General features: G+C 59.4%; 21 protein-coding genes. 5 read left to right on the top strand and 16 right to left on the bottom strand.

What is annotated here, in order from left to right:
* The 4 genes from ACLEJQ_RS10855 to ACLEJQ_RS10840 form a co-directional block, all read left to right on the top strand.
* A partial coding sequence (locus ACLEJQ_RS10855; RefSeq protein ID WP_440794782.1) for an RHS repeat-associated core domain-containing protein occupies window positions 1–1,291 on the top strand: 1,291 nt, incomplete at its 5' end.
* Complete coding sequence (locus ACLEJQ_RS10850) at window positions 1,282–1,692, top strand: SMI1/KNR4 family protein (RefSeq protein ID WP_440794780.1); 411 nt, start codon at window positions 1,282–1,284, stop codon at window positions 1,690–1,692. The genes ACLEJQ_RS10855 and ACLEJQ_RS10850, both read left to right, overlap by 10 nt.
* A gap of 148 nt (window positions 1,693–1,840) precedes the next feature.
* The gene (locus tag ACLEJQ_RS10845; protein ID WP_440794778.1) at window positions 1,841–2,086 is read left to right on the top strand and encodes a hypothetical protein; all 246 of its coding nucleotides are present in this window, start codon (window positions 1,841–1,843) and stop codon (window positions 2,084–2,086) included.
* A 451-nt stretch (window positions 2,087–2,537) separates the two neighbouring features.
* The gene (locus tag ACLEJQ_RS10840) at window positions 2,538–3,011 is read left to right on the top strand and encodes an SMI1/KNR4 family protein (protein ID WP_440794777.1); all 474 of its coding nucleotides are present in this window, start codon (window positions 2,538–2,540) and stop codon (window positions 3,009–3,011) included.
* A gap of 388 nt (window positions 3,012–3,399) precedes the next feature.
* On the opposite strand, the gene ACLEJQ_RS10835 is transcribed toward ACLEJQ_RS10840, so the two are convergent.
* The 4 genes from ACLEJQ_RS10835 to ACLEJQ_RS10820 all read right to left on the bottom strand — a co-directional run bounded on the left by ACLEJQ_RS10835 (window position 3,400) and on the right by ACLEJQ_RS10820 (window position 7,367).
* Window positions 3,400–3,933, bottom strand: coding sequence for a hypothetical protein (locus tag ACLEJQ_RS10835; protein WP_440794775.1), 534 nt, complete (start codon window positions 3,931–3,933; stop codon window positions 3,400–3,402).
* Window positions 3,930–5,225 carry a PAAR domain-containing protein gene (locus ACLEJQ_RS10830; RefSeq protein ID WP_440794773.1) on the bottom strand — a complete coding sequence of 432 codons (1,296 nt, stop codon included), beginning with the start codon at window positions 5,223–5,225 and terminating at the stop codon, window positions 3,930–3,932. The genes ACLEJQ_RS10835 and ACLEJQ_RS10830 overlap by 4 nt, the downstream gene beginning before the upstream one ends.
* Before the next feature lie 23 nt (window positions 5,226–5,248).
* A complete protein-coding gene (locus ACLEJQ_RS10825) occupies window positions 5,249–5,683 on the bottom strand; it encodes a DcrB-related protein (RefSeq protein ID WP_440794771.1) in 435 nt (144 codons plus the stop codon).
* Between the two features lie 601 nt (window positions 5,684–6,284).
* Window positions 6,285–7,367, bottom strand: a complete 1,083-nt coding sequence (locus tag ACLEJQ_RS10820) for a hypothetical protein (RefSeq protein ID WP_440794769.1) — start codon at window positions 7,365–7,367, stop codon at window positions 6,285–6,287.
* A 637-nt stretch (window positions 7,368–8,004) separates the two neighbouring features.
* Here ACLEJQ_RS10820 and ACLEJQ_RS10815 point away from each other — a divergent pair.
* The gene (locus tag ACLEJQ_RS10815; RefSeq protein WP_440794767.1) at window positions 8,005–8,358 is read left to right on the top strand and encodes a DUF6124 family protein; all 354 of its coding nucleotides are present in this window, start codon (window positions 8,005–8,007) and stop codon (window positions 8,356–8,358) included.
* A 176-nt stretch (window positions 8,359–8,534) separates the two neighbouring features.
* Here the strand turns inward: ACLEJQ_RS10815 and ACLEJQ_RS10810 are convergent, their stop codons facing one another.
* The 12 genes from ACLEJQ_RS10810 to tssF are packed head-to-tail and all read right to left on the bottom strand — an operon-like array spanning window position 8,535 to window position 24,670.
* The gene (locus ACLEJQ_RS10810; RefSeq protein WP_440794765.1) at window positions 8,535–9,464 is read right to left on the bottom strand and encodes a serine/threonine-protein kinase; all 930 of its coding nucleotides are present in this window, start codon (window positions 9,462–9,464) and stop codon (window positions 8,535–8,537) included.
* Entirely contained in the window at window positions 9,461–10,189 is a 729-nt protein-coding gene (locus tag ACLEJQ_RS10805; protein ID WP_440794763.1) for a PP2C family protein-serine/threonine phosphatase, read from the bottom strand. The genes ACLEJQ_RS10810 and ACLEJQ_RS10805 overlap by 4 nt, the downstream gene beginning before the upstream one ends.
* Window positions 10,186–13,656: a type VI secretion system membrane subunit TssM gene (gene tssM, locus ACLEJQ_RS10800; RefSeq protein WP_440794761.1), complete on the bottom strand. Its 3,471-nt coding sequence runs from the start codon at window positions 13,654–13,656 to the stop codon at window positions 10,186–10,188. The genes ACLEJQ_RS10805 and tssM overlap by 4 nt, the downstream gene beginning before the upstream one ends.
* Before the next feature lie 13 nt (window positions 13,657–13,669).
* Complete coding sequence (icmH, locus tag ACLEJQ_RS10795; RefSeq protein WP_440794759.1) at window positions 13,670–14,530, bottom strand: type IVB secretion system protein IcmH/DotU; 861 nt, start codon at window positions 14,528–14,530, stop codon at window positions 13,670–13,672.
* 5 nt (window positions 14,531–14,535) lie between these two features.
* Complete coding sequence (gene tssK, locus ACLEJQ_RS10790; RefSeq protein ID WP_440794758.1) at window positions 14,536–15,867, bottom strand: type VI secretion system baseplate subunit TssK; 1,332 nt, start codon at window positions 15,865–15,867, stop codon at window positions 14,536–14,538.
* A complete protein-coding gene (gene tssJ / locus ACLEJQ_RS10785; protein WP_440794794.1) occupies window positions 15,854–16,366 on the bottom strand; it encodes a type VI secretion system lipoprotein TssJ in 513 nt (170 codons plus the stop codon). The genes tssK and tssJ overlap by 14 nt, the downstream gene beginning before the upstream one ends.
* Before the next feature lie 5 nt (window positions 16,367–16,371).
* The gene (gene tagH / locus ACLEJQ_RS10780) at window positions 16,372–17,574 is read right to left on the bottom strand and encodes a type VI secretion system-associated FHA domain protein TagH (protein ID WP_440794756.1); all 1,203 of its coding nucleotides are present in this window, start codon (window positions 17,572–17,574) and stop codon (window positions 16,372–16,374) included.
* A gap of 19 nt (window positions 17,575–17,593) precedes the next feature.
* Entirely contained in the window at window positions 17,594–17,734 is a 141-nt protein-coding gene (locus tag ACLEJQ_RS10775) for a type VI secretion protein (protein WP_440794754.1), read from the bottom strand.
* Between the two features lie 58 nt (window positions 17,735–17,792).
* Window positions 17,793–19,310, bottom strand: a complete 1,518-nt coding sequence (locus ACLEJQ_RS10770; protein WP_440794752.1) for a sigma-54 interaction domain-containing protein — start codon at window positions 19,308–19,310, stop codon at window positions 17,793–17,795.
* 10 nt (window positions 19,311–19,320) lie between these two features.
* On the bottom strand, window positions 19,321–21,903 hold the full coding sequence (gene tssH / locus ACLEJQ_RS10765; RefSeq protein WP_440794750.1) for a type VI secretion system ATPase TssH: 2,583 nt from the start codon (window positions 21,901–21,903) through the stop codon (window positions 19,321–19,323).
* The gene (tssG, locus tag ACLEJQ_RS10760) at window positions 21,900–22,919 is read right to left on the bottom strand and encodes a type VI secretion system baseplate subunit TssG (RefSeq protein WP_440794748.1); all 1,020 of its coding nucleotides are present in this window, start codon (window positions 22,917–22,919) and stop codon (window positions 21,900–21,902) included. Before tssG ends, tssH begins: the two co-directional genes overlap by 4 nt.
* On the bottom strand, window positions 22,883–24,670 hold the full coding sequence (gene tssF / locus ACLEJQ_RS10755) for a type VI secretion system baseplate subunit TssF (protein ID WP_440794746.1): 1,788 nt from the start codon (window positions 24,668–24,670) through the stop codon (window positions 22,883–22,885). Before tssF ends, tssG begins: the two co-directional genes overlap by 37 nt.
* Window positions 24,671–24,676: the final 6 nt, after the last annotated feature.

Raw genomic sequence — 24,676 nt, 5'->3', positions numbered from 1 at the left:
CTTCGAGTACGACCCCGCCGACCACCTGATCGGCAAACTCGACCAGCAACCCGCCGCGCAACACCGCCAGTTGCTGCACTACGACGCCACCGGCCGCATCATCGCCAGCGAGGATAGCCTGCACGGCCAGCGCGAAACCTTCGCCTACGACGCCGCCGCCAACCTGCTGGACGGCCCGCAAGCGAGCGCCGGGCTGGTGGTCCACAACAAACTGCTGACCTACCAGGACAAGCGCTACCGCTACGACGCCTTCGGCCGAATGATCGAAAAACGCAGCGCCGCCCGCGGCCTGCAACGCTTTGCCTACGACGCCGAAAGCCGCCTGATCGAAGTGTGCAACGAAAACGGCAGCGTCGTGCGCATGACCTACGACCCGCTAGGCCGACGCATCGCCAAGACCGAACACGACACAAACGGCTACCCACTGGGCGAAACCCGCTTCACCTGGGACGGCCTGCGCCTGTTGCAGGAAAGTCGGTACAACCAGACAAGCCTTTATCTTTATACGGATAACACCTACGAACCCCTTGCACGGGTCGATGGATACGGAGCGCATCAGAAAGTCCGGTATTACCACAACGATCTGAACGGCCTGCCAGAACAACTCACAGAAGCCGACGGACATAGCGTCTGGCAGGCTCGCTTTGAGGTGTGGGGTAACACCCTCCAGGAAACTCGTGAAGCCTACTTCATCGAAGAGCAGAACCTACGGTTCCAAGGCCAATATCTTGATCGAGAAATTGGACTGCACTATAACGTTTTGAGGTTCTACGATCCCGACGTGGGGCGCTTCACTACGCCCGATCCGATAGGTTTGGCGGGAGGCCTGAACTTTTACGCCTATGCACCCAACCCTATTGGCTACGCAGACCCTCTGGGCCTTGCAGTCGACCCTCTGATAAAACTGAAAGACCGCGGCTATACAGGCGTTACTAAGACGCCCGGTGGAGGGCTCGACTATTCTGAAAGTAACGCGCTTTACAACAAAAAGCCCGGAGTGAACCCAATCGTCAGAATTGAATACACCGGGGACTATGGCAAAGACTTCGAGGCTGCAAACAAGGCAGCCAAGCTGAGTCAGAAAACTACGCCGTCCGGCCACGTGTGGCATCACCTGGATGATTACGATCCCAAGACCAACACAGGCACTATGCAGCTCATCAAGCAAAGCGCCCACAACGGCATAAGCCATAATGGCGGGGTAGCTCAATACAAAGCAGCTACCGGCAAGGCCTATACCCACCCAGCTCGTTTCAAGAGCAGAACAAAAGGAGCATCCAAATGCGGTTGACCCTCGAAGACTCCGAAAACGCCCTCTCTGTGCAGGAGCTGAATGAGTTTCAAGAAAAATTCAATGTGGAATTACCGACCGCCTTTAGGAACTTCTATTTAAAGCAAAACGGCGGAAACTTGTCTGAGAGCAACAGCGAAAATGAATTTTTGCTGGGCGGATTCACCCCGATCAAGTACGGAGAAGCACCTATCGAAATCGTCTATCGCGACCTGACTGACGACGTCCCCTCGTTAAAAGCAATGATCCCCTTTGCCTACGATCAGGGTGGGAACCCCTTTCTGCTGTCGGTAAAAAGGGATGATTTCGGAAGCGTTTATTTGTATTTGATGGACGAAGAAGATCTCGCGTTCGTATGCGAATCGTTTGAGGAATTCCTCACTGAACTCACAAGCCAATAGCACCATGAGTATGCCTTTTAGAGAAACTTATCCTCCGCATGAGCATCGAGGACAATGCTGCGGGCGCACCAAGACGAGGCCCCTCACGTGGTGCAGAACGACGCTCGACGTTAGCTCACGGCGCGGTAGTCAGGCAGAAGGGGAATAAATGAGCATCCTCAAAAGCCTGGAAGCGGAATTACTGAAGGTGCTAGAACAGATCAGATTGCCCTCCGTTGGCTTGAAAGCCAGCAAGAATAAGCTTGCTTTGTCTACCGCCAAGGAAAAGCTCGGAGAAATCTATGTTCAACACTTGAACAAAGCCGACGGCTATTACGCAGGGATGGAAATTTTACCTGCGAAGCGTTCACCTTCTGCAAAGACCAGGCCCCGCCCTATGAAAGCCGACTGCTGAACGCCTACTTTCTGTCGAAGAGCTCCCTATCGGAAGACAAAAAAGAATTTGGCGATGAGCTGGGCGGCATCATCAGAACCCCAGCGTCCAATGAAGTCAGTGCCACGGTTAGCAAAATAACCGAACGGCTGACAAAGACTTACCTGACCAAGGCAGAGAACTGCATTCTCGGCACACTTTCACTGATTGATGACGTCCTGGCCGAACCTGACACCTACGCGTTCCCATTCCTGACGATTCTCTTCGCAGCGCAGAAACACGAACTGAGCCTGGATTCGCAGGTGCTGAAAAAAGCATTCGCGACCAAATCAATTTTCGGCAACAAGCAGTTCGATCTGGCATTGGCGAACAAGTTACTGGCTGGAGGATAAATCAACGTGGAGGAAGCTGGGCGGTCCGGGGGCTGAGGCCCTTTTCTGCAATCAATCTCTACTCGCATAGGAGATCGATAGTGTTCGAAAACAGGTTCTCACATGACAAAGCAGCTCTTACCCCAGCGGATCTGGATCATCTGGAATTCGCCATCGGCAAGAAGCTGCCAACGTCCTTCAGAAACCATTACCTCAAGTACAACGGCGGCATGCCGGCGCGGGGGTACTGGGTCGGCGAAGATGACTTCGAACCCATCGAAGTGGCGGCCTTCAAGCCGATTACCATTGGCGACTCCACGGTGCTCTCCACCTATCAGCTCATGCTCAAGAAACAGGTGCTGCCAGCCCACCTTCTGCCTTTCGCCAACGACTGGGGTGGTAATTTCTTTTGCCTGAATCTGGACACCGGGGCCGTCAGTTACTTCACGACCGATAACTTTGACAGCGATCTGAGTCCTGAGGAAAACCAGGCCAGATCAGAAAGGCCGCTCTGCTCGGATTTTCAGCGATTCGTGCAAGGGTTGGTCGATGAAGAGGATGTGGACGAAGAGTAATGGGCCGACACCGCAAGATTGACCGGAACGCAGAACCCTTTGTGGCGAGGGAGCTTGCTCCCGCTGGGTGGCGAAGCCGCCCTAAAAGGGTGGCCGCGGTCCTTCAGGTAAACCGCATAACCCGGGTCTGCGACGGCTGCGTCGCCGAGCGGGAGCAAGCTCCCTCGCCACAGGGGCCGCGGGGGTCTTCTGACAAGTGTTCAGCTTGTCCACTTTGCTCGTGCCAACCCATGCCACTGCTTAGAGACAGACGTTGCACTCTGTGGGAGCGAGCCTGCTCGCGATAGCGGTGGGTCAGCCACCACTGATGCAGCTGATCCACCGCTATCGCGAGCAGGCTCGCTCCCACAGGGTTTTGGGGTGGGCTGGGATTTGTGCGCACACCGCTTCAGAGATTGGCCGGCACGAAGTCCGGGCCGCCCAGTTTGTCGCGCACCGTCACTGCCGAGCGCATCAGCGGGGTCCACATGCCGTCCGGGCTGTTCCAAGTGGCGCCGGCCCAGCGGGTGTCGGCGATGAGTTCAGCCTTGTGGCTTTCCAGCAGACGCTTGAGCGCCACGCCGACGCTGCCCATATCCACGTCGAACAGATCGCCATATGGCCCCAACGGTTGCTTTCGCTGTTTGTCCTGGCAGAAGCGGTAGTACCAGACCCAGTCGTGGGCGATGTAGATCGCTCGCGTGCGGTCCGGGTAGGTCGCCAGCATGGTCAGCAGGCCTGCAACGAAACGCTGGGGGAAAGTGGCGTCGTGGGTCTGGCGCCAGTACGGCAGGATCAGCTGGTCGAACGCGGCCACCACGTTCTGCGGCTCGTCGTTGTCACTCTTGGCCTCGAGAAAGTAGAACGGCTCGCCCACCAGGAATTTGTCCAATTCATCATTGGCCAGCGCCAGCAGCAGCACGTTATCGAGCGGGTTGTTCATTGGATTCTCACTACGTCTCGGGTCGTCATCAGCGTGTTGATATCGTTGCCGTGGGCGATGGGCACGTTGTCCAGCACCGCTTCGCGCATGCCGCCCGGATGGGTCAGGCCGCCGGGGCGCCAGAGCGAGTTCACGCCGCCTTCGTTGCCGGTGGGCATCAGTACCTTGGGGTTGTCGAGGTTCATCATGTAGATGTCCTTGCCCACCAGCGATCCCGGATCGTACCCCAGGGCCGACTCCAATACCGAAACGTCGCCGGTTTTCTTGTACTCGGCAACCACCGCGTTGAGGTCGGATTTTGCCATGACGAACTTGTTCGGGTTGAACGAACCGTACTTGGGGTTGGAGATATCGTCGGCGGTGAACAGGAAACTGCCGCCCTCGTCCTCGAAGGTCTTGAGGTGCTTGTCGATGTACGGGCCTTCGAGATAATCGCTCGGTGGCGGGCGGCTGCCCTTGGGAATGGCCATGATATCGGCTTCGGTCATGCCCGCCTTGTACGCCGCTACCCGAGGCTTGGGCGCCGCACCGATCTTGGCCATTTTCGGCCCCAACCCCAACAACGCCATGCCGGCGATGCCCTGCAACAGGTCGCGATAGCCTGGGCCGAGGCGGTCGCCCAGTTCGCCGAGCAACGCCATGCCGCCCATCATCGCGCCGCCGATCACCACGAACCCGGCAAACGCCGCTGCACCGGCCATGGCGGCCAACACGGCAGCGGCGCCCATGGCGACCATGCCCAGCGCTTCAAGACCAGTGTGCAACCAACCTTCGATATCCAGCACGAACGCCATGCTGACCGTCGGCCCGCCGATAAAGGTATTCGGGCTGCCGGTCTTGATGTGCGCACCGCAGACCATCTTGCTCTGCAACCGGGCCGCCGGTTTGCCGTTGATGAACACCGTGGCGCTGCCTTCGGCGATCAGCACCGGGAACGGCCAGACCGGATGGTTCATCGGCAACCCGCTGCACCCGGCCGCCACGTCGAGCCCGGCGCGCATCGCGTTGCGGTTGTTGATCCGGACGTTGAAGCTGCCCATGATCAACGCCCCCGTCGTGGGCTCGGGCAAGTTGAAAATGGTGTTCAGGCCCTTGAGGATCTGGAACATCGACAGCCCGCCCGCCGCAATCGAACCGGCCATGATCGCCAGCGCCACGCCGCCCGTCGCAACGGTCGCGGCCACTACCGCAGCACCGATCAACGCGCCGGCCACGGCGCCCGCCACCATCGCGGCCACACCAAACCCGTGGGCTATCTCATCGCCGAGGCGAGCAGCGGCCAACATATCCATTGCGTCAGGTCTTCCGAAGGTGATCAGGCGTTGGGCGGCAGGACCTTGAACGAATGCATGGCCGCCTTCCAGGCCGGCTCGTGGTACACGAGATCGTTCGGCGTGGTCGTCAGCGTGGTGATCAACCCCACCGGTTGGCGATCGATGAACACCTGGCGCAACATCAACTCGCGCCCTTCGCGCTGCCAGCTGTAGTCGAGCAGCACAGCGGCGCGGTCATGCAGGAGGAAGTCCCAGCGCTTGATCAGGTTGAACCCAGGCAACTGCTGCTTGGCACTTTCCAACTGCTGGTCGACATAGTCATTGAACGGCGTCTCACCCCGGCTCGGGTCGCGGCTGATGACAAAACTGGCTTCCTTGGCGCCACCGACCGCCGGCAGTTTGAAGATATTGATGCTCTGGTCGTGCCAACTGTCGGGGATATCGAGATCGGCTTCTTGAAGGCGATAGAGCGTCATGATGTGGATCGTTTCCAAGGCAAGGGTGGGCTCAGCATGCGGCAAATCTTCAAGTAATGATCGGTAACAATCAAGGTGATTGAACCAGCCGTTACCGAGGCCATGACGCCCTTCTCACTTTTGCCACCGAGCCCAGCCAGCCCAACCGACCACCGCCACCCAATCCAGAAACTTCACCGCACCTGTGGCGAGGGAGCTTGCTCCCGCTGGGCGGCAAAGCCGCCCCAAAACCCATAATGAATGACTCCAAATAAACAGCCTCAACCGACCCCACGACGGCTGCGCCGCCGAGCGGGAGCAAGCTCCCTCGCCACAGGGGTCGCGGGGGTCTTCTGACAAGTGTTCAGCTTGTCCACGTTGCTCGTGCCAACCCATACTGCTTAGAGACAGACGTTGCACTCCGTGGGAGCGAGCCTGCTCGCTCCCACGGGTTTTTGGGGTGAGCTGGGATTTGTGCGCACACCGTTTCAGAGATTGGCCGGCACGAAATCTGGGCCGCCCAGTTTGTGGCGCACTGTCGGCCCGGCGGCGTAGCTGAAACGCCGCTGCCAGGAATGGCGCATGGTCAGGCACTGGACCAGCGAAGTCGACGCCTACAGCCCTACCCACCCGTAACCGTAGCGGCCTGCTGGGCTCGTCGCGCCATTTTATTATTCGTGCTTATATCACTGGCTTTGCGCAGGTGATCGCTGATGTCTCTGAATGAATAGGGATCGCTCTTGTAACCGCTCCCTTTGTCTACGGAGTAGTAACGTTTTTCATTAAAGAATTTAACGTCATAACCTGCAAATTCGCACAGAACACGCAGGAATGAACGGGTATAGCGGTAGGCTCCGATGAGCTGATCGGTGTCTTTACCCAAAGAGCAGAACTGCAAGTCAGCATCTGCCGGCTGGGCGCTATCCTGGCAAAGGGTATAGAAACCTTGCCTAGTCACCAAGTCTTCATATATACAAGGCAAATGAAGCGTGCTCGATAGTTGTATTAACTTTGTGCAGGCGCTGGCGTAATTATTGATGACGCTGTCCGGATCGCTTTTACGAAGAAGGGCTTTATGGATGTGCTCTTGAATTTCGGACACGGTTTTCAGACTGGTCTCAAATGCCTCTACGTTGACCTCGGGCGTTCCGTTTGATGGGCCTTTGTCGATAAAAAACCGCAGATGCAGCCTGGGATGCGCATTGAAGTCTCCAGTAATATCACCTGGATATTTTATTTCCTTTAAATAACCAAAGTACTCGAACATCGCTTTTCGATGGGCATAGTACGCATCCATATTGTTTTTGTGGCGAGTGGTTTCTATTTGTATAGAGGTTTGATGCGTGGCATGCACCCGAGCGATCAGAACCGACAAGGGAATGCACAGCGACAAAAGCGCAAGGGGTAACGCGCTGAGCTCAATAAACTTCTTGAAGCCCTCACCACTCAAGGAGGGTGTGTAACCTTCCCAAGCGATGCTTCCGAATACAAAGAAATACATAATGGGCGAAAGGATACTCAGCCATAAGTAACCTTGCTCCGCCAGGCCGCGATCAGCATCCAGAGCGAATAGCCTGAGTTTTTTATAGACAGACGATCTTGCAGTGTTGTAGAGATTCAGCGCTCCAAATACCAATTGCAAAATGATGATGCTCAGGATCAACGGCCCGAAAATATAAGCGACTAGTTCAAGATTTTTATGCATTCACATTTCCATATGTCACAGGGCGAACGTAGTGGCCACATGGTATCAGCGTCGACCAGCAAAACGCACCACCGCCCCACACATTACGCAACTGCGCCGCACCGATTCCGCGCTGCCGTTGGATTGAATGCCCCATCTCACTCCATCCAATAGTTTCGCTGCCTTTCGCTGACGGCGAAGCCGCCCCGAACCAAAAACGCGCTCCTCCAAGTAAACGGTCGCAACCGGGCCCCCGACGGCTGCGCCGCCGCGCGAGAGCAAGCTCCCTCGCCACAGGGGTCGTCTTGTGCCTACAGATAGATGTCCAACCTGTCCGCTTTGCTCGCGCCAGCCCACATATCCTTGCGCCTTTGCCTACAACTACGCCAGAATCCGCCCGCTTGTGCGCCTTGTTCCTGGGCTCTATTGTCTTCCTGCCACTGCCCATCAGTGGTCGGGTTTAGTAGCCCGCGGCATTTAGTAAGGTGCATTAGCTCCTATCAGTCAGGTATTTCCATGCCTGTATTTGACGGCGGTTGTGCGCAGGGCGCCCTCGGGCGCGCCGGCTTGCTAAGTCCCCGGTCTACTAACCTGCGCACAGCTGCCACCCTCCTGTTTAGTAGCTGGAAGGTGTCGGCTTCACTTAAGGACTTAGTACATGTTCAAGCCAACACCGAATCCGCCCGAGGCGGACAAAGCTTCCCCGCACACAAAATCCAAGAAACTAGACGAAGCCGCCGAACGCGTCCTGGATCACTACCTGTCGCCCAAACCGACAAAGCCCAAAGACGAACCCAAACCAGGCCAGCTATTCACCGTCGTGAAAGACATCGACAACGAATGCCTGCTCGCCAACCTCAGCGAAACCCTGGCCTCGGCCGAAGCCATGGTCGACGAACTCGCATTCGACCTGGAAGGCTCACGGCGCAATATCGCGCTGGGCATCCAGCAACTGATTGAGCTGAGTTCATTGATGGCGAACCGGGTGCTGGATAACATCGATCCGCGGTAGCCATCAGCGGCAAAGAAAGAAGGCATATCCCTTCACTTCGCCCTCCATTGCGCGAAGCATGTCTCCTGTGGGAGCGAGCCTGCTCGCGATGGCGTCGGGTCAGCAGCATCGATGCAGACTGACCCACCGCTATCGCGAGCAGGCTCGTTCCCACAATGAGCAGGACGCTTCAGTCCCTACCACCAGGACGAACCACCCCACACATCGCGCAACTGCGCCGCACTGATAGCGCGCTGTCGCGGATTGAACGCCAGCGCCGAGCGCAGCGCTGACCAGCAGCGCCAGGGCAGGTTGCGTGGTGCCTTGAGTTGGCGGTCCAACCGGGCATCACGCGCCTGGATGGAAGATAAGCGACGAAACGGGTGATCGCCGCTCGCCAGTTCGTACAATGAACAAGCCACGCTGTAGATATCGGCGCTCGCCGATAGGGGATCACCTTCGAGCAGCTCAGGGGCGGCGTAGCCGGGAGTCCAGGCTTTGAGGCGTTTGCGGTCCAGTTGGGGAAGGCGCTTGCAGGGCTGCCTTTGGGCGAGGCCCAGGCCGAAATCGAACAACCGCACGCCCTCATCGCAGAGCATGACGTTGCTTGGCTTCAGATCTCCATGCAAAACGCCTCGGCCATGGATAAAGGCCAAGGCATCAAGCAGCGGCACGGCAATCGCTCTCAGCTCATGCCAGGGCAATCCCTGCGGCTGCTCGCAGAGCAATTTGTCGAGGGTGATGCCGTGCATCAATTCCATGGTGATAAAGGCCTTCCGGCGGGCAGCGTCCACTTCAAAGGTGTACGGCTGCAACAGGTTCGGATGGCGCAGTTGTCGAGTCAGGGCAAATTCGCTGTACAGCAACGCGCTGGCATCAGGTGATGTATCGAATTGCTCACTGAGCATTTTCAAGGCGAGATACGGCTCCGGATCGCCGTACTGTTCGTGCAGCAGGTCCCGAGCGCGGTACACCACGCCCATGCCGCCAGCCCCCAGCAAGCGTTCGAGACGATAGCGTCCGGCGAGTATTTCCGGGCTGTTGCCGGCAGTGCACGGGTTCGAAGCGACGGCAGGCGCACCAGCGGCGAACGCGCAATACGTTGGGAGAGGGTCCTCTTCGCTCATTGGCGAATCACCACGGCCGTCAGGTTATCCCGCGCCGTGCCACCCAGAGCGCCTTCGAAAAGATGCTCCAGTACTCTGCGTGGGGACGCCAGGTCCAATGCGTTCCCCAGGGCTCCAGCGCTCAGGTCCTGATATAAGCCATCAGTACATAACAGAAACGTATCGCCGCGGTGAACGTCCAGCTCCAGCACCTCAAGGTTCAACTCCAGCGTGGCACCCACCGCGCGAGTCAACGCCTTGGCCGCCGGATGGGCACACGCCTCGTCGCGGCTGATGCGGCGCGTATCGATCAATTGCTGTTGCAACGAGTGATCCTTGGACAGCTGATACAACCGTCGACCGCGCCACAGATAACAGCGGCTGTCGCCGGCCCAGATGCAAATCCCACGGTGACCTTCCAGCAACAGCACCACGACTGTGCTTGCGCTAATGCCTGGTTGATCCGCTGTGACGGTGAGTTCATGGGCCAGCCGTCGATTGGCCCAGCGCAGACACTGGCGCACCGCTTTTGAACGTGCGCTTAGATCCCGGTGTAGCGGCAGGTCCGCCAGGCTGGCGATAACCAGCTGACTGGCGATATCTCCACGCCAATGGCCACCCATGCCGTCGGCAACCGCCCACAGGCCATGCTGTGGGCATTCGAGGAAGGCATCTTCGTTGCGTTGCCGAACCTTACCGCGGTCGGTACGCCCGGCACTGTGCCAAGCGCCGACACTTGGCGTCATAGCTGCACCGGCATTCGAAAGGTGCGCAATACGTTCATGTCAAAGGGGTTCGGCGTACGCTGGCTCGTCAACAGATAATTGGCTCGCAGGCCACCCAGGTCTGCTTTGAGCAGGCGCACATCGCGTCCGCTCAGGTCCTCTGTCTGCATAAGGTCGAACAAACGAAACAGCGACCAGGGCCCGGTATTCTTCTCGATTCCCACGCCCCGCCCGACCGTTTTTTCCAGCACCAAGGCGGTACGCCCGTCCTGTGCTGCGCTTGGCCAGGTGAACGCCACAGGCAAGATCGGACCGTGGCGGTATTCAAGCGTCCTGTCACCGAAACGGAATTCGGAACGGCTTACCGTTGGATCAAGGGTGTAAGGCTCAAGCGTAAACTGCACCTGCGGTTCAGCCGGGTCCTGGGCGAAAAAGCTACGCCGTATGGTGCGCGCCGCTGCCATTTGGTCCAGATAGGCCCTGGACAACGGCAGGCCCTGGCCGTCGACGCTGCGCAGGCGGTACTGCCCCGCCGAATCGTTGACGAAGGGCCGGATATAACTTTCGAAGAATCGATCGGCAACGCCTTGATCCCTGAAGAACTCCCGAAAGTCGTTGAGCGCGACGTCGCTGGCACTGTGAGCATTGAACGGATATCGCTTGTTGATCGCCTTGGCGTAAAAGCTGTACAGCTCGTTCTGATAACGCTGGTTCAAGTAGCGGTACGAATCGTCGAGCACCAGACGCCAGCTGTCCTCGGCCACCGCGCTGAACCATGCCGCGACCGGACGCGGTAACCGAGCGGTCGCGGCGCGCAGGTGGCCCAACGCATCCTGCTGGCCGCCCATACGGTTGCGGGCCAGTTCGAATGCAGCATGATCCGGCGCACCGGCTCGAGCCAGACTCGCCAGTTGCAGTTGCACTTCGTCAAGCGCCCGCAAGGCGTGGTTCAGATCGGCCGTCGGGGCATTATCGGGTCCCAGCAAGCGATGCAGTGACTCGAAACGTCGCTGCAAGGATTTACGCGCAGTGTCCGGCAGGCTCTCCTTCAAGGACCCAGCGACATTCCCGGCCACAGCAGCGAGCCTCGCAACAGGATGCCCTCCTTCCTCGGCCGCCGGCGCCAGCGTATCGAAGTGTTCGGCAACGGTCGTGATACGAGTGTTTTCACGCACCTGGACCAACATCTGCACAATCGGCGAATGAGCCGAGGTCAGCCCTGCAAGTTGCTCGGCGCCCTGGCCCGCACGGGTGATCGTGTGGACGGCTACCTGGCCAACCGCTTCGCTCCAGCGGTCGGAATAGTCACGAAAATACAGTTGTTCCAACTCGGCCATCAGGCGACGCATGTCCATGTCACTGAGGCCTTCGCCGTCACCCAATACCCAGTTGTCTTGCAGTAACCGGGGGATGAGGGTCGCACCGCGGATCGAAAAGAATTGCTCGTAACCCTGCCGGGTGTAGAAACCGGGGATCACATGGTCGGTTCCGACGAGCAACGTCCCCTGGGCGCCCAAGTGGTGACTGAGCCTGTAGGGCGGCAGATGGCTCGCCTGGTCGCGCAGCATCCTGTACACCACGACGGCCATGGATTCACCGCGCAGGCGTTCACGGGCCTGGGCCACCAATGGCTCATCGAGTGCATGGATGAAGGGTTGCTCCAACAGACGCGCGAAATGCGCGTTCAACCTCTGTTGCCGCGCCGCGTCGGCGGGGTAGCGAAGGGACCAATCGGTGGCCATCCGCTCCATGAGCCATGCACTGTCGCGACGCTCTTTCATGCCTAGCATCAGGTACGCACGCAAGCTGACAAGCAGGTGCTCGCGTTCATCCCGGTTGCTGCGGATGTGTTCTTCCAGCCTTTTTGCGACCCGTGGCAACAGTTGCGTTTGCAACGCATGGCGGTAAGCGTCGTCTAGCACAGCGTCACTGGCCTCACCTTGGTACAGCCCCACGCGTTCGTACAGCGGCACTGTCCTGACGGGTGGGAAAACCTGGGTAGCCTCGAAGCGTGTATCAAGTGAATCGAGCATTGCAGCCCAATCGCCGGTGTTTTTCTGAACAGACTGGAGCTGATCCCAGCGTTGCGCCAACAGACGCAGATTTTCCAGACGCTCGTGATTGAACGCAAAACCCTGTGTCCACAACAACCCGAACAGGCCAGGAATCGCCAACCCAGCGAAGTACAAGGCTGACTGCCCCCAGTAGAGGCGTCGGCGCCCGCGCTGATCGAGGTCGGCCAAGTCGGCCTCCGGGAAAATTACCCGACTGAACAAATGATGGACGAATCGCCCAGGCCGACCAGGCGCAGCTCGGGCGTTCGCTCGCGTCTGTCCGCCGACCGAGTCCGGAACCCGACTCGAAGACGGTACGCAGGTCAGATAGAAGCCGCGCAATGTGCAGCCGCTGCCGGTGAATCCTTGTTCGGCCAACAAACACAGATGGGCGCCGATCTGCCCCAGTCGATGGGGAAAATCCAGGATGCTGCCGCGTCGTAGCGAGTCACGCTCCTGCTGCATCCGCGTGATCACCTGGCCATTGAGCCGCTGCAACAGTGCTTCGAACTCGCTACGCAGCAGACTCACATCGCAACCCCGCTGGTCTCGATTGAAGCTGGCGCCCAGCACCTGGTTGTTTTCCTCGCGCGTCAGCGAATCGAAGAACTCATTGAAGCCGGGCACTCGGTCCGCTTTGCTCAGGATCAGGTAGGTCGGCACATCAGTGTGTAACCGCCGTCGCAGTTCTTGCAGACGTCCTCGGATCTGCCGGGCCAAGGCGTCGACTTCACTCTCGCTGCCCGACAGCAGGAGGTCGATAGGCACGGTCATCAGCACACCACTCAAAGGGCGTCTGCGGCGACGCTTGCGCATCAGCTCGAGCAACGCAGCCCAGGCACTGTTGTCGACGTCGTTGTCCGCCTGGGTCAGATAGCGCCCGGCGGTGTCGACCAGCACGGCGTGTCCGGCGAAAAACCAATCGCACTGCCGGGTAGCGGGCAGGCTGTCGTGGGTTTGCTGGTCGAATCCGCCTTGGGACAGTTCATGGCCGCAGCTACGCAGCAGACTGGTCTTGCCGCTGGCTGGCGGCCCCATCAACAGGTACCACGGCAGGTCGTTGCGCCAGCGTCCGCTACGTCCGGGATAAAGACTGGAGGACCTCAGCGCTCTCAACGCCTTCTTGAAGCGCGAGCGCACCTCGCGTCGCTCACTCTCAACCCTGGCTTGAGACACCTCGCAGGTGTCGTTTCCACCGAGGCTCGCGGACGATTTCCCGCGCCCATTGAAGAACACCATACCCAGGCCCCAACCCAGCACAAGCACAATGATGCTCAGCAATCGCGCCGTGGTGCTCGCCCAGAATCTGTAGTCATTGACGGCCACCAGTGGCCCGACGAACCACACCATCAGCGCGACCCACGACACCAATAACAGCGTCCAGACCCAGGTCTGGCGCGCCCAATCCACGGTTTTGCGGTAAAGCAATTTCATGACACGTCCCTGTTTACGACCGCAGCCGAGCGGTAGCCGGTCCTGGCAATAGATAAGGTTGAAGCACGTTTTTACGATGCTCGCTCAACACCCAGGCGAAGCTCGAATACATCGTTCCCAGGCAGATCGCCGTGAAAAGCGCCACGGCCCAGGCAGGAGCCATGCGCATCGGTTTGCGTCGGTTTTCATCGCGCATCTCACCGGGCGGTGATAGCTCGGGGGGCACCCCGCGGACTTGGCGAATCAACCGATACAGGGCATCTCGAAGACTTTCCAGCTCCAGTATCCCGCGCGTCTGAACCCGATACTTGCCCTCGAAGCCAAGGGCCAGGCTCACATATAGCAGCTCGAGCATCGCCAGATGTTTGATGGGGTTTTTCGATAGGCGCTCGAGCAGCTGGAAAACCTTCTCGCCGCCAAACGTTTCGTTGTGGAACGTGCTGAGCATACTCATCTGCGACCAGCCACTCCCAACACCCCACGATGTCGTCACGATCGCCTCGTCAATCACGGTGCAAAGCACGTAACGAGCAGCAATCAACTGGCTGCTTTCCACGCCCTTTTGCACTGCGTGGGCCTCGAACTGCTCCAGGCCCTGACTCAGTTCCTGCTTGAGTGTCTGCAAGTCCTCGCGTTCGCCGCCACGCTTGAGCTGGATCACTTGCGACAGCAACCCGGACGCTGCCGCGACCAGTGGATTGAGGCTGACATTCGATGATTGGAGGCGCGGCTGGTGCGCCGCATAGATCATGCGCTCCTGTAGCTGTTCCATGCGTGGCGGCGCGGCGCCGTCGGTCAGGGGCCCGCAGACGGGGCGCTGTCCATGATGATCGAGCAGGACAGTGGTTTCGTCCTGGGGATTTTCCGTATCCATTGCGTTCAATTCCTGATGGCCCAAAAGTTCAGTTCAAGCCCGGCAAAATCGCCGCTGACATGAAATGCGAAGCCTGCGCAGCGCTTGAGCTGAACCAGGTCTTCGGGGCTGGGCTCGAGAATGAAATAAGTCTTGTTGGCGTGGAAAGCGATCTGCCGCGGTGCAACGGGCAATGGCCTGAGCGGGATACCGGGCAGGTGCAGGTTGACCAATTGGCGGATGCGCTCTACCGAACTGATCTTGAGATGCGACGGCAACCGCTGGCGCAGCGCTTCGCCGTCGCAATGGGCACTGGCCGCCAGTACGAACGAGGCCGAGTCCAGCAGCGAAGGGTCCTTTAGCTGCGAGACGAAGATGCCGTATTGGCGCGCCTGCAATTGCAGCTCGATGGCATGCTGCTCGAGCACCATCGCCAACACCTGCCGGATCGCTTGCATCAGGCTTCGAAAACACGTGCCTTGGTCGAGGTGCCGGTAACGGTTGTCGAGCGGCGGGCGTTTGCTCTCGCTGGAGAACGTCGACAGGTCCCCCAACAACGTCAGCAGCGCCTGGTACAGCGTTTCAGGATGCACCTGCTCCAGTTCCAGATAGTGGCGCAACAACAGTTCGCTGCGGTTGATCAACTGCAACATCATGAAATCACCGACCTGAGCGCCGCCGACTTTGCCATTGGAGCGAATCCGCTCGGCGAGGCTATCGCCACGGTGGCCAAGCATGCCGATGATTTCTTTCAGGCATGACTGTAGAAAAGGGGATGAACGCACGTGGATAACGCTCGGCACAAATTCCGGGTCGAGCCGGATAACGCCATCGGCCGTAATGTCGAGCACCTCACAGAGCTTGAGTTTCACGAAGGCATGGTCGCTCTGTTGCTCGCCCAGCAGCAGGCGCAGGTCCGGTCGGCCGCAGCTGATCTGGCTCCCGCCGGCGCTTGCGGCATTGGAGTCGATCACCTGTGTGTCGTATGTGGTATAGCGTGCCAGTACGTCGGACTGTTCCGGATTTCTGGCCTCGATGTGATTGCCGGTCACCAAAGGCAGCGCAAGGTAAATCGGGGTGTTGCGGGTGTTTGACGGTATTTCCAGGATCAGCGGTTCGGCGTTGCCTCCCGACTCGAAGAGGCTGCCGTCTGGCAGCACTCCGCTGGCCTGGCTGACCACCAGCTGGCCCATGTTGAGAAATTGCCGGTCGATTTCCAGCGCCAGGAATCCCCAGGCATAGCTGGACAGCAACCGGGTGCGCGCCCTGAGTTGATGATCGAAATAGCGGTCGTTGTGTTGCAGATGCTGCGGGCGCAACAACATGCCTTCTTGCCAGATGACCTTATCGTGGTTCATTGCCCGTCCTTTTGGCCATTGCGACAGGCGTCCTGGAGATCCCATTCTGATCCAGAGTCAGATGCGCTTCAGTCAGCTGCTGCGCCGCGATCGGCAAGGTGTAGCGCCAGCGGACATGCGGCAGGTCGCGGTAAGCGGCCAGCACGCCGACGTAACGCCCCATACCCGAGATACTGAGCCTGAGCTCCACCGTTTCGCCGGGGCGCAGTTCTAACTCTTCGCTAAAGATCAGGTCGGGCGACAGGGTATCTTTCGCTCGCTCATAGAGACTCAGGAAGTCCGCGTTCTCGAACGCCACCGGATGCTTGAGCTCGAACAGTCTCACCACCACTGGCGATGGTCGTGCGTTGATATCTGGATTGAGCTGATCACTGGTGACCAGCGTGAGGTTGAGCTTGGTCATCGTCGAGAACGGCGACAGCACGGCGCATCCGCTCAAGAGCAACGTCGTGGCAAGCGTGGTCAAGGTCCTGGATAAAAACATCGTGCAATGAGCCATGGTCGTCATCCGCGGTACTCGATATGCAGGCTGGACACCAGGCGAACCTGCTCCTCATAGGCGCGGGAGAAATCGCGGGCCAGCACCCGCTCGGTCCAGTCGTCGTCCTGGCACAGCCCCTGGTGATACCGGCCATAAGCCTTCCAGTAGTGACCCGAGGTGGTAATCAGCGGTTTATGTTCCCGCTCCATGCGATGGATCAATTGCCGGGGTGAAAAGTGCTCCAGCGTCGCCCGCAGGGTGGCCCGGCTGGCTGAGAGCAGAGCCACCTGGTGAGCTTGCAGGTCACGGTGGGCCCGGGCAATGACCTGATCGGCCGGCAATACGGATGGCGTGTCCGGAAGCAACAGCCTCTTCAACGCGAGAAGCGGATCGTCGGTACATTTCAGCGCGCCCTGCTGTTCGTCATGACTGGGCGGATCAGACAGGCGCAGCTCGTTCTTCAACTCCGACTGAGTGCGCAAGCCTTGTTGCAAACCATGGACGCTTTGCTTGAGCAACTGCGCTGCGCTGATCGCCAGGGCTTCACGCGCGTTGTCGTCCAAGCGCTCAAGGTCCAGGCCCAAGGCAGCACCGAATCGCTGCCAGAACGCTTCGCATGGGTGATCGGCTGCAATGACGGTCGGAGCTGGCTTTGGCACCGGCTCGAAGGGTGCCTCAGTCAGCTCCGGCAGCGGCAGGTTTTCCATGTCGACGCGGGCGTAATCGGCACGACCGAACGCATCAGGCAGCACGGCAGCGGGACAGATCAACTCGTCGATGTCACCAAAGGCACGCTCCTGCTGATCCAGCGCCTTCAAAGGATCGAGGGTCAGAAATGCGTCGTCCGGGATGAGATCGCCCATCGGAGTTGTACGCCCGGCTCCCACGACACCGCCAGTATCCCCCGGGACCAACCGCGCCACGACCTCCATATCTCCCAAGACGTAGACATCGCCGTCCTGTACGCGGACCGGCTTGCCCTTGGACAGGCGCAGCCCACTGGCCCGGTGGACGGTACCGTTGCCGCTGGTATCGGTCAGGAAAAATGCCCCCTCGCGGAAGGTGACCAACGCGTGCCGCTTGGAAAGCACGCGTCTTCGGTCGGGAATGACCCAATCGCAACCTTCGCCGCGTCCGATCACGCCACCGGCTGGCCCAAAGGTTTTCCGGCAAAGCTGCGCAGGGATGAATTGCCCGGTGCTGAGCACCTCGAAAACAAGTTCCATCTACACAAGCTCCTTGCGATCAACTGCCACGGTTAACCGCCTGCGGATCACCCAGAGGGCGATAATCGCTGTCGTTGAATTTGTAGTTGCCATTGCAGCCACCCAGGGCGATGAGCAGGACGAAGGGCAGCAGGACGGCTTGCCATGGAAAGACAGGCATCGGAATCTCCGCAGATGAAAGGGCCAGGGGTATTGGTAGAAATGGGCAAGTGGCAGGTTCAGCCATCGAAGTCCCTGCGTTCGACCTTCAGACGGGTCAGGCGGTAGAGCAGTGTGCGCAGTGGCAAGCCCAGCTCGCGCGCGGCACGGGTCTTGTTGCCGTTGTTCTCGCGCAGGCAATCGACCAGCAGGCGACGTTCGATTTGCGCCAGCCGTTCACGCAGGCTTACCTGGCCGCGTCCGGGTGGGCTATCGATCTGCAAGGAAAAATGCTCGACGAGCAGTTCGCCGCCCTCGCACAACAGCACGGCTCTTTCGACGATGCTCTTGAGTTCACGGACGTTCCCCGGGAAGCCATAGGCGGCCAGATGGTCAAGCGCCGCCGCTGACCAGGACACCGGCCCACGCTGCAAGAGCGCGCAGGCCTTGTCGGCAAAATGCCGGGCCAACTCGATGATGTCCCCTTCGCGCTGGCGCAACGCCGGTAGCAGGATCGGAAACTGTGCGAGGCGGTAATACAGGTCTTCGCGAAACTTGCCCTCTTCCATGAGCTGCTTCAGGTCGCGGTGAGTGGCGGCGATGATGCGCACATCCACGGTGTGGGTGTCGTTGGACCCCAAGGGTCGGATTTCTCCCTCCTGCAATACACGCAGCAGCTTGGCTTGAAGGGCCAGCGGCATGTCGCCTATTTCGTCGAGCAGCAACGTGCCGCCGTTGGCCGCATCGAACAGCCCGGCCCGGTCTCGGTCCGCACCGGTGAACGCGCCTCTGCGATAGCCGAAAAGCTCGCTTTCCAGCAGGTTCTCGGGTACTGCAGCGCAATTTTGCACGATGTACGCCTTGGACCGCCGCGGGCCATGGTCGTGGATCGCCCGGGCCACCACTTCCTTACCGGTACCGGTCTCGCCTCGCAAAAGCACGGTATAAGGGCTGTGCAGCACTTTATTGATCAGCGCACAGGTCTTGCGCATCGCCGCGCTCTTACCGATCAGGCCGAAGCCATTGCCGCCCGACAGGGCCGGGGCAGGCGACGCGGGTTCGTCGACGGAACGGCGCGGACGCTGCAGCAAATGCATCTGCCCGAGGGCGAATGCCCCAAGTTGCGTGAAGGAGTGAGCGTACCCTTGCAGGTCCAGGTGTTCGGCACTGGCACACAGCAACAGCCCTCTCGTGCCGTCCTGGGGATTGACGAGGGGCACACAAAGCAATGACTGCCATGGCGTGGCCCGAGGTGGCAGGAAACGGGTCTCGTGCAGGCTTTCACCTAACGCATCAAGGCACACGACGCGGTTCTGGCGCAGGGCGTATTGCAGCAGTTGCTCATCGTGATAATCGGACGGCAGGTCGCTGCGATCACGAAAGTGCAAGTGACCTTCGAGGCATTCGGTGTTCAACTCAAGGCGAGTGCGGTTTGCATCACAAAGATACAGCTGCACCAACTCGCAATCGCTGAGTCGCGCCACGCCTTGGATGAAGACCTCCACCAACGCAGCGCCGTCGGTAGCCCCCGAAAGGCCGGCAAACTGCTCCAGGAGCGCTTCTGCATAGGGCAGCGGATGCGCGATCTCTCTCAACATCGCACCCACCTCAGCTGAACTCACACACGACGCCCGCATCGCTGTCGAGCGTGGCATGTACATGCCGCACCTGTTCCTCCCCCGCCATGGCCGCCAGCAATCGGTCAGCGACCAAAGGCGTCAAGTGCCGGTCCAGCAAACGGTCAATCAACCGTGCGCCGCTGTCGCTGCGTGTGCATCGCTCGACCAGATGTCCCACCAGAGTCTCACAATAGGTGAAGCCCATCTGGCGGCGATGCAGCCGCTCGCCCCATTGATCGAGCTTGGCTACCACCAACTCACGCAGAACCGCCCCATCGACCGGTAGATAGGGCACCACGCACATACGCGCCAACAATGCGGGCTTGAAATGCTGACTCAATATCGGGCGGATTGCCTCCTCAAGGCGTTCGGCACTCGGCGTCCCATCGCTTTCGCACAGTTCGGCGATACGTTCGCTGCCCAGGTTGGACGTCAGCAAAATGAGGGTGTTACGAAAATCGATTTCCCGTCCTTCCCCGTCATTGGCCAGACCTTTGTCGAAGATCTGGTAAAACAGGTTCAACACCTCCGGATCGGCCTTTTCAACCTCGTCCAGCAACACGACGCAATAGGGTCTTTGGCGAACGGCCTCGGTGAGCATGCCGCCTTCGCCAAAGCCAACGTAACCCGGGGGTGCGCCGATCAGGCGGGAAACCGTATGTTTTTCCTGAAACTCGGCCATGTTGAGTATGGTGATGAAGCGATCGCCGCCGTACAAAAGGTCGGCAAGGGCATGTGCCGTTTCGGTCTTGCCGACTCCGCTGGGCCCGACCAACAGAAACACGCCCACCGGTGCATCGGTCCGATTCAGGCCTGAAGCGGCGGCGCGCATCGCCCGATCAAGCGCCTGTACGGCCGGTTCCTGGCCTCGAATGCGGGTACGCAAGTCCCCCGCGAAACTGGCGACCTTGGCGTTATGTTCCCGAGCCAGTTGTGCCAGCGGCACACCGGTCCATGCATTGATCACCTCCGCCACCAGTCGCGGGCAGACTTCGAAGCTGACCAGTCGCTCCTGGAGCTGCGCAGCCACCAACAAGCGGTGGGTCTCGTGCAGCGCCTCCTCCAGGGCCTCGACACCCAGAAGCTGATCGCCTTTGATCTCGCGCGCCTCGGCCAACTGCCGTCGCAGTGACAACAGCCGCTCGGCAAGGATGCGCTGCTCGGACCATTGGATTTCCAGCGTCCGATGCTTGAGATCAATGGCTTGCAGGTGTTTCTCCAGCGCGTCCAATGCGTGGGGATCGACCGGTAATCCAGCTTCTGCATCACGGCGCAACGCATACCGCTGGCGTTCGCCTTCAGCCTGCTCGCCACGCAATCGTTCGAGGCTTGGAGGCGCAGCGGCCAAGCTGATGCGCACGCGGGCACAGGCAGTGTCGAGTACATCTACGGCCTTGTCGGGCAGTTGCCGGCCTGCCAGGTAGCGAGCCGACAACTGCGCCGCCGCGACCACCGCATCATCGCGCAGATAAATGCCGTGGCTGCTTTCGTAGATCCGGGCCAGCCCTCGCAGGATCGTCACGGCTTGATCGACGGTCGGTTCGTGCAATTGAACCGGTTGGAAACGGCGGGCCAGCGCCGGGTCCTTTTCGAAATATTGTTTGTACTCGGTCCAGGTGGTGGCGGCGATGGTGCGCAGCTCGCCCCGGGCCAGAGCAGGCTTGAGCAGGTTGGCGGCGTCGCTGGCGCCAGCGTTGTTGCCGGCGCCAATCAGGGTATGTGCTTCGTCGATAAACAGGATGATGGGGCTGGCCGACGCCTTTACGTCGTCGATCACACCCTTGAGACGCCGCTCGAACTCCCCTTTGATGCTGGCGCCGGCTTGCAGTAGCCCCATGTCCAGTGCCAGCAGTTCCACACCGTCAAGCACCGACGGCACTTCCCCGGCCGCGATGCGCAAGGCCAGCCCCTCGACAATGGCCGTCTTGCCCACCCCGGCTTCACCCACCACGATTGGATTATTCTTGCGCCGACGAACGAGGATATCGATCATCTGCCTGATCTCATCGTCCCGACAAAGCACGGGGTCGATCTGGCCCTCGCGGGCCTGCCGGGTCAGGTTATGGGTGAACTGCTCCAGCAAGTCGGCGTTCATCGTCGCGGATCGATTGAGGTCCGACTGGGGCGGCTGTAAGGCCAATTCCTTGAGTCGGTCGGCACTCAACCTGCCAAGCAAGGCCTGATAAGCACTGCCCGCATAGCGAAGCGGGTTACGTAGCAACACCAGGACCAGCGCAGCTTGTCCGACCTGGCTCTGGCCCAGTTCGAGATGGGCGACCAACAACGCATCCTGCAACCATTGCACCAGCTCGGGCGCGAACACCGGACTGCGCGTAGTACTGTGTCCCAACTGCGGTTGCAAGGCGGCGTTCAGCTCGCCGACATCTATCCGCGCCTCCTGCAAAGCACGCACAAGCAGCCCCTGCGGACGACCCAGCAGGCTGAGCAATAGATCTTCCACCAGCACTTTGTCCGCGCTGCGGACTATGCACTGCTCGGCCGAGCGCTCCAGGTCGCTTTTCGTTTCGGCGTCCAGCGCCTGGATAAGTTGCTGAAGGTCTACGTTGATCATGTCGTCCATTCCAAATGAGATTTGCTGCCGAGGATCACCACGCCATCCGCACGCTCGCGCCCCAGCCAACTGGTCCATCCCAGGCGACAGGTGTTCTGCTCGCCGATGCGCAAATCGCGTATCTGCTGCTGACACAGGACCAGGCGGATGTCGTATTCCAGCGAGTCACGCAGGGTGAATCGCACCAACGAACACAGCGGCTGGTAACCGATGCCTATGGGCAGGAATTCATGGAAGCGTTGCCAGTCCAGCCCGCTGATATGGATCCGGAACTTGCCACCGCAATCGCGCACTCGTTCGCCGAGTACCAGCTCGCTGCTCAACCGGCTGTTGACGTTCCCAAGGCGATTGCACTGCTCGTCAGGAATGTCCACGCGACGCTCGACGCACTGTTCAAGGTGGACTTCGGCGTGCTTGAAGTAGTAACGCAGTACGGCTTCGATCAATGCAGCCGAATGAGCACGTAGACTCAACAGGCCCAGGTAAGGCAGCAGACGCCGCCAGTTCAGGTGGCCGGCCCTGCGCAGCTCTTCGTCGCCCAGACCGACCAGGGCAAACAGCTGTTGCGAGAACGGGTCTTGCGCCCCTCTTTTAAAACTCGCGCAATAACGGTACTTGCGCCAGATCGGCAGCATCAATCGCTGGAGGCGGTGGTGGAAGATGTCCAGGAAATGCAGCGTCGGATTACTGCCCTCCTCCCCCAAGGCCTGTTCACCGTAGAACGCCGGTAGCGGCGATCCGGCTCCAACCAGGCTCAGCAGATTCAGGCGCAAGCGCGCCCGTAGCTCGCCGTGCTCCTCGAAGAATTCGACGCGGTCAATATCGCTGGCGGGAAACCCCAGGCTCGGGTTGGCATGGAATTCCAACCGGTCATACAGCGCTTCGTCATCGAGTTCGGGATGGGCTTCACGCAGCTTATCGATGACCAGCGACACAGCCTGGAACAACGAGTACTCGCGTATTGCTTGTGTCAGCGCGCTCATAGAAGCGGCTGCTGTCCCATACGGGGCGCCCATTGGTACACCTCTCCTTGTGTGCTGGTCACGCGCAGTTCGTGGTACGAATTGAGGCTGGCATACAACGCGAAAAATTCGTTGAGCACTGAAGCAAAGAGGAACAAGTCCCCTTCGCCGATATAACCCTGAGGGTCGATGGTCAGCTCCGTACACAGGCCACGAACCGGCAAGCCTCGATGCAGCCGGTCGACAGGCCGATGTCTGATGGACTTGAGCCCATCGAGCAATCGCTTGCTGACCTTTTCCGCCTGATCATCGTGGTACTGCGCAAAATCGTAGGTTTTGAGGATCACCTTGAGCGCATTGACGTTTGCCAGCGACAGGTAGTTGAGTGACATGTTGCTGATCAATTTCCAGAGGAAGTCGTGACCGAGCGGAGGTGCGAAGCTCGGCGTCACCCGGCCGATATTGCGAAAACTCAAAGACTCCGGAGTTTTTTCTCCAGGCTGGTCGATGTCCCCAGGCCTCAACTGGCGTGGCAGGTCCTGATTGGTGCACATCAGCTCTATGGACAGGGTTTCATGAGGCCTGATGTGTTGCACCCCGAAGCTCAGGCGGGTATCGAGGCCGCCATGCAGTGACGATGGACGCTGGCGGACGCTGTAATAAGGACGGTCCTGGGACACGTCAAAGCTTGCATCGTGCTCGAAGGATTCGAACGGTACATAGGTCTGGTGACCCAACCCACCAGGCTTCCACCCGGTGACGCCTTCTACTGAAAATACCGCGCAATGCTTCTGCTCGTAGTCGGCCGGCAACAATGGGTAGTCGTCCTGCTTGCCATCCAGGCGGATGGGCTGCGCATCATGCTTGAACAGGTTGACAATCGGCGTGCAGTAGAGCTTTACGTTTTCCAGTGTCGGACGCATCCGCTGCAAAGCACTTGTGCCAATGTCGAAGCGCAGCTCCAGACCGCGCATCTGTTCGAAGCTATCGGCTTGCAAGGTATTGATCACATCCAGGCCGATGACGTCGACAAACAGAAACTTGTCTTGGAATGCAAAATACTCCTGCAAGTAGCGATAACCGCGGAAGGTATTCAGCGGGTAGGGAAGCAGGGCTTCCTCTTCGGCAAACCCTACGGGCCGGACACTGTCGGGCGCGATATTGAATGTGAATGGGGCGCCGTCTGCAGCCTTGAGGGCTGCCCCGGCTCCGTCCAGCGGAACCAACTCGATACGTTCAAGGTGACGTAGCAAGCTGAGATAGAGTGCCTGGCTGATGTAACGCTCCCCAGCCAGGTGCAGACGCAAACGACTCAGTTGGAGGTCGCCAAAATGACCGTCGCAGCACATCTCCAACCGCAGGTTCAGCAGCGAACCTTCGCCTTTAACCGAATAATTCAAGCCCGTCAGTTCCAATGCCAGGAGGTCGATTGGATAACAGGTCAGAAAACGGCAAGAGACCTCTTCGACAGGCTTGCTCTGTACTGATGTATCACGCGCCACTCTCAGCGCAGGGCCGGGGCGCCTGAGCGGGTCGAACTGCAACATGCCAAAGGCTGGCAACGGCCGCATATAATTGGGCCACAACAGCTGCATCAACGAATGGCTCAGTTCCGGCAATTGATCGTCGAGCTTCTGGCGCAGGCGCCCCGTCAGGAACGCGAAGCCCTCCAGCAGCCGCTCCACATCCGGGTCTTGTCCCGCCTGCCCAAGAAAGGGCGCCAATGCTGGATTGCGTTCAGCAAAGCGTGCGCCCAATTGGCGAAGCGCAGTCAGCTCGCTTTGGTAGTAATGGTTAAGAGGCATGTGCGG

The sequence above is a fragment of the Pseudomonas sp. SMV71 genome, assembly GCF_052042015.1.
Lineage (GTDB): Bacteria > Pseudomonadota > Gammaproteobacteria > Pseudomonadales > Pseudomonadaceae > Aquipseudomonas.
Note: the sequence above shows the minus strand (reverse complement) of the source record. Positions and strands in the feature narration are given on the sequence as shown.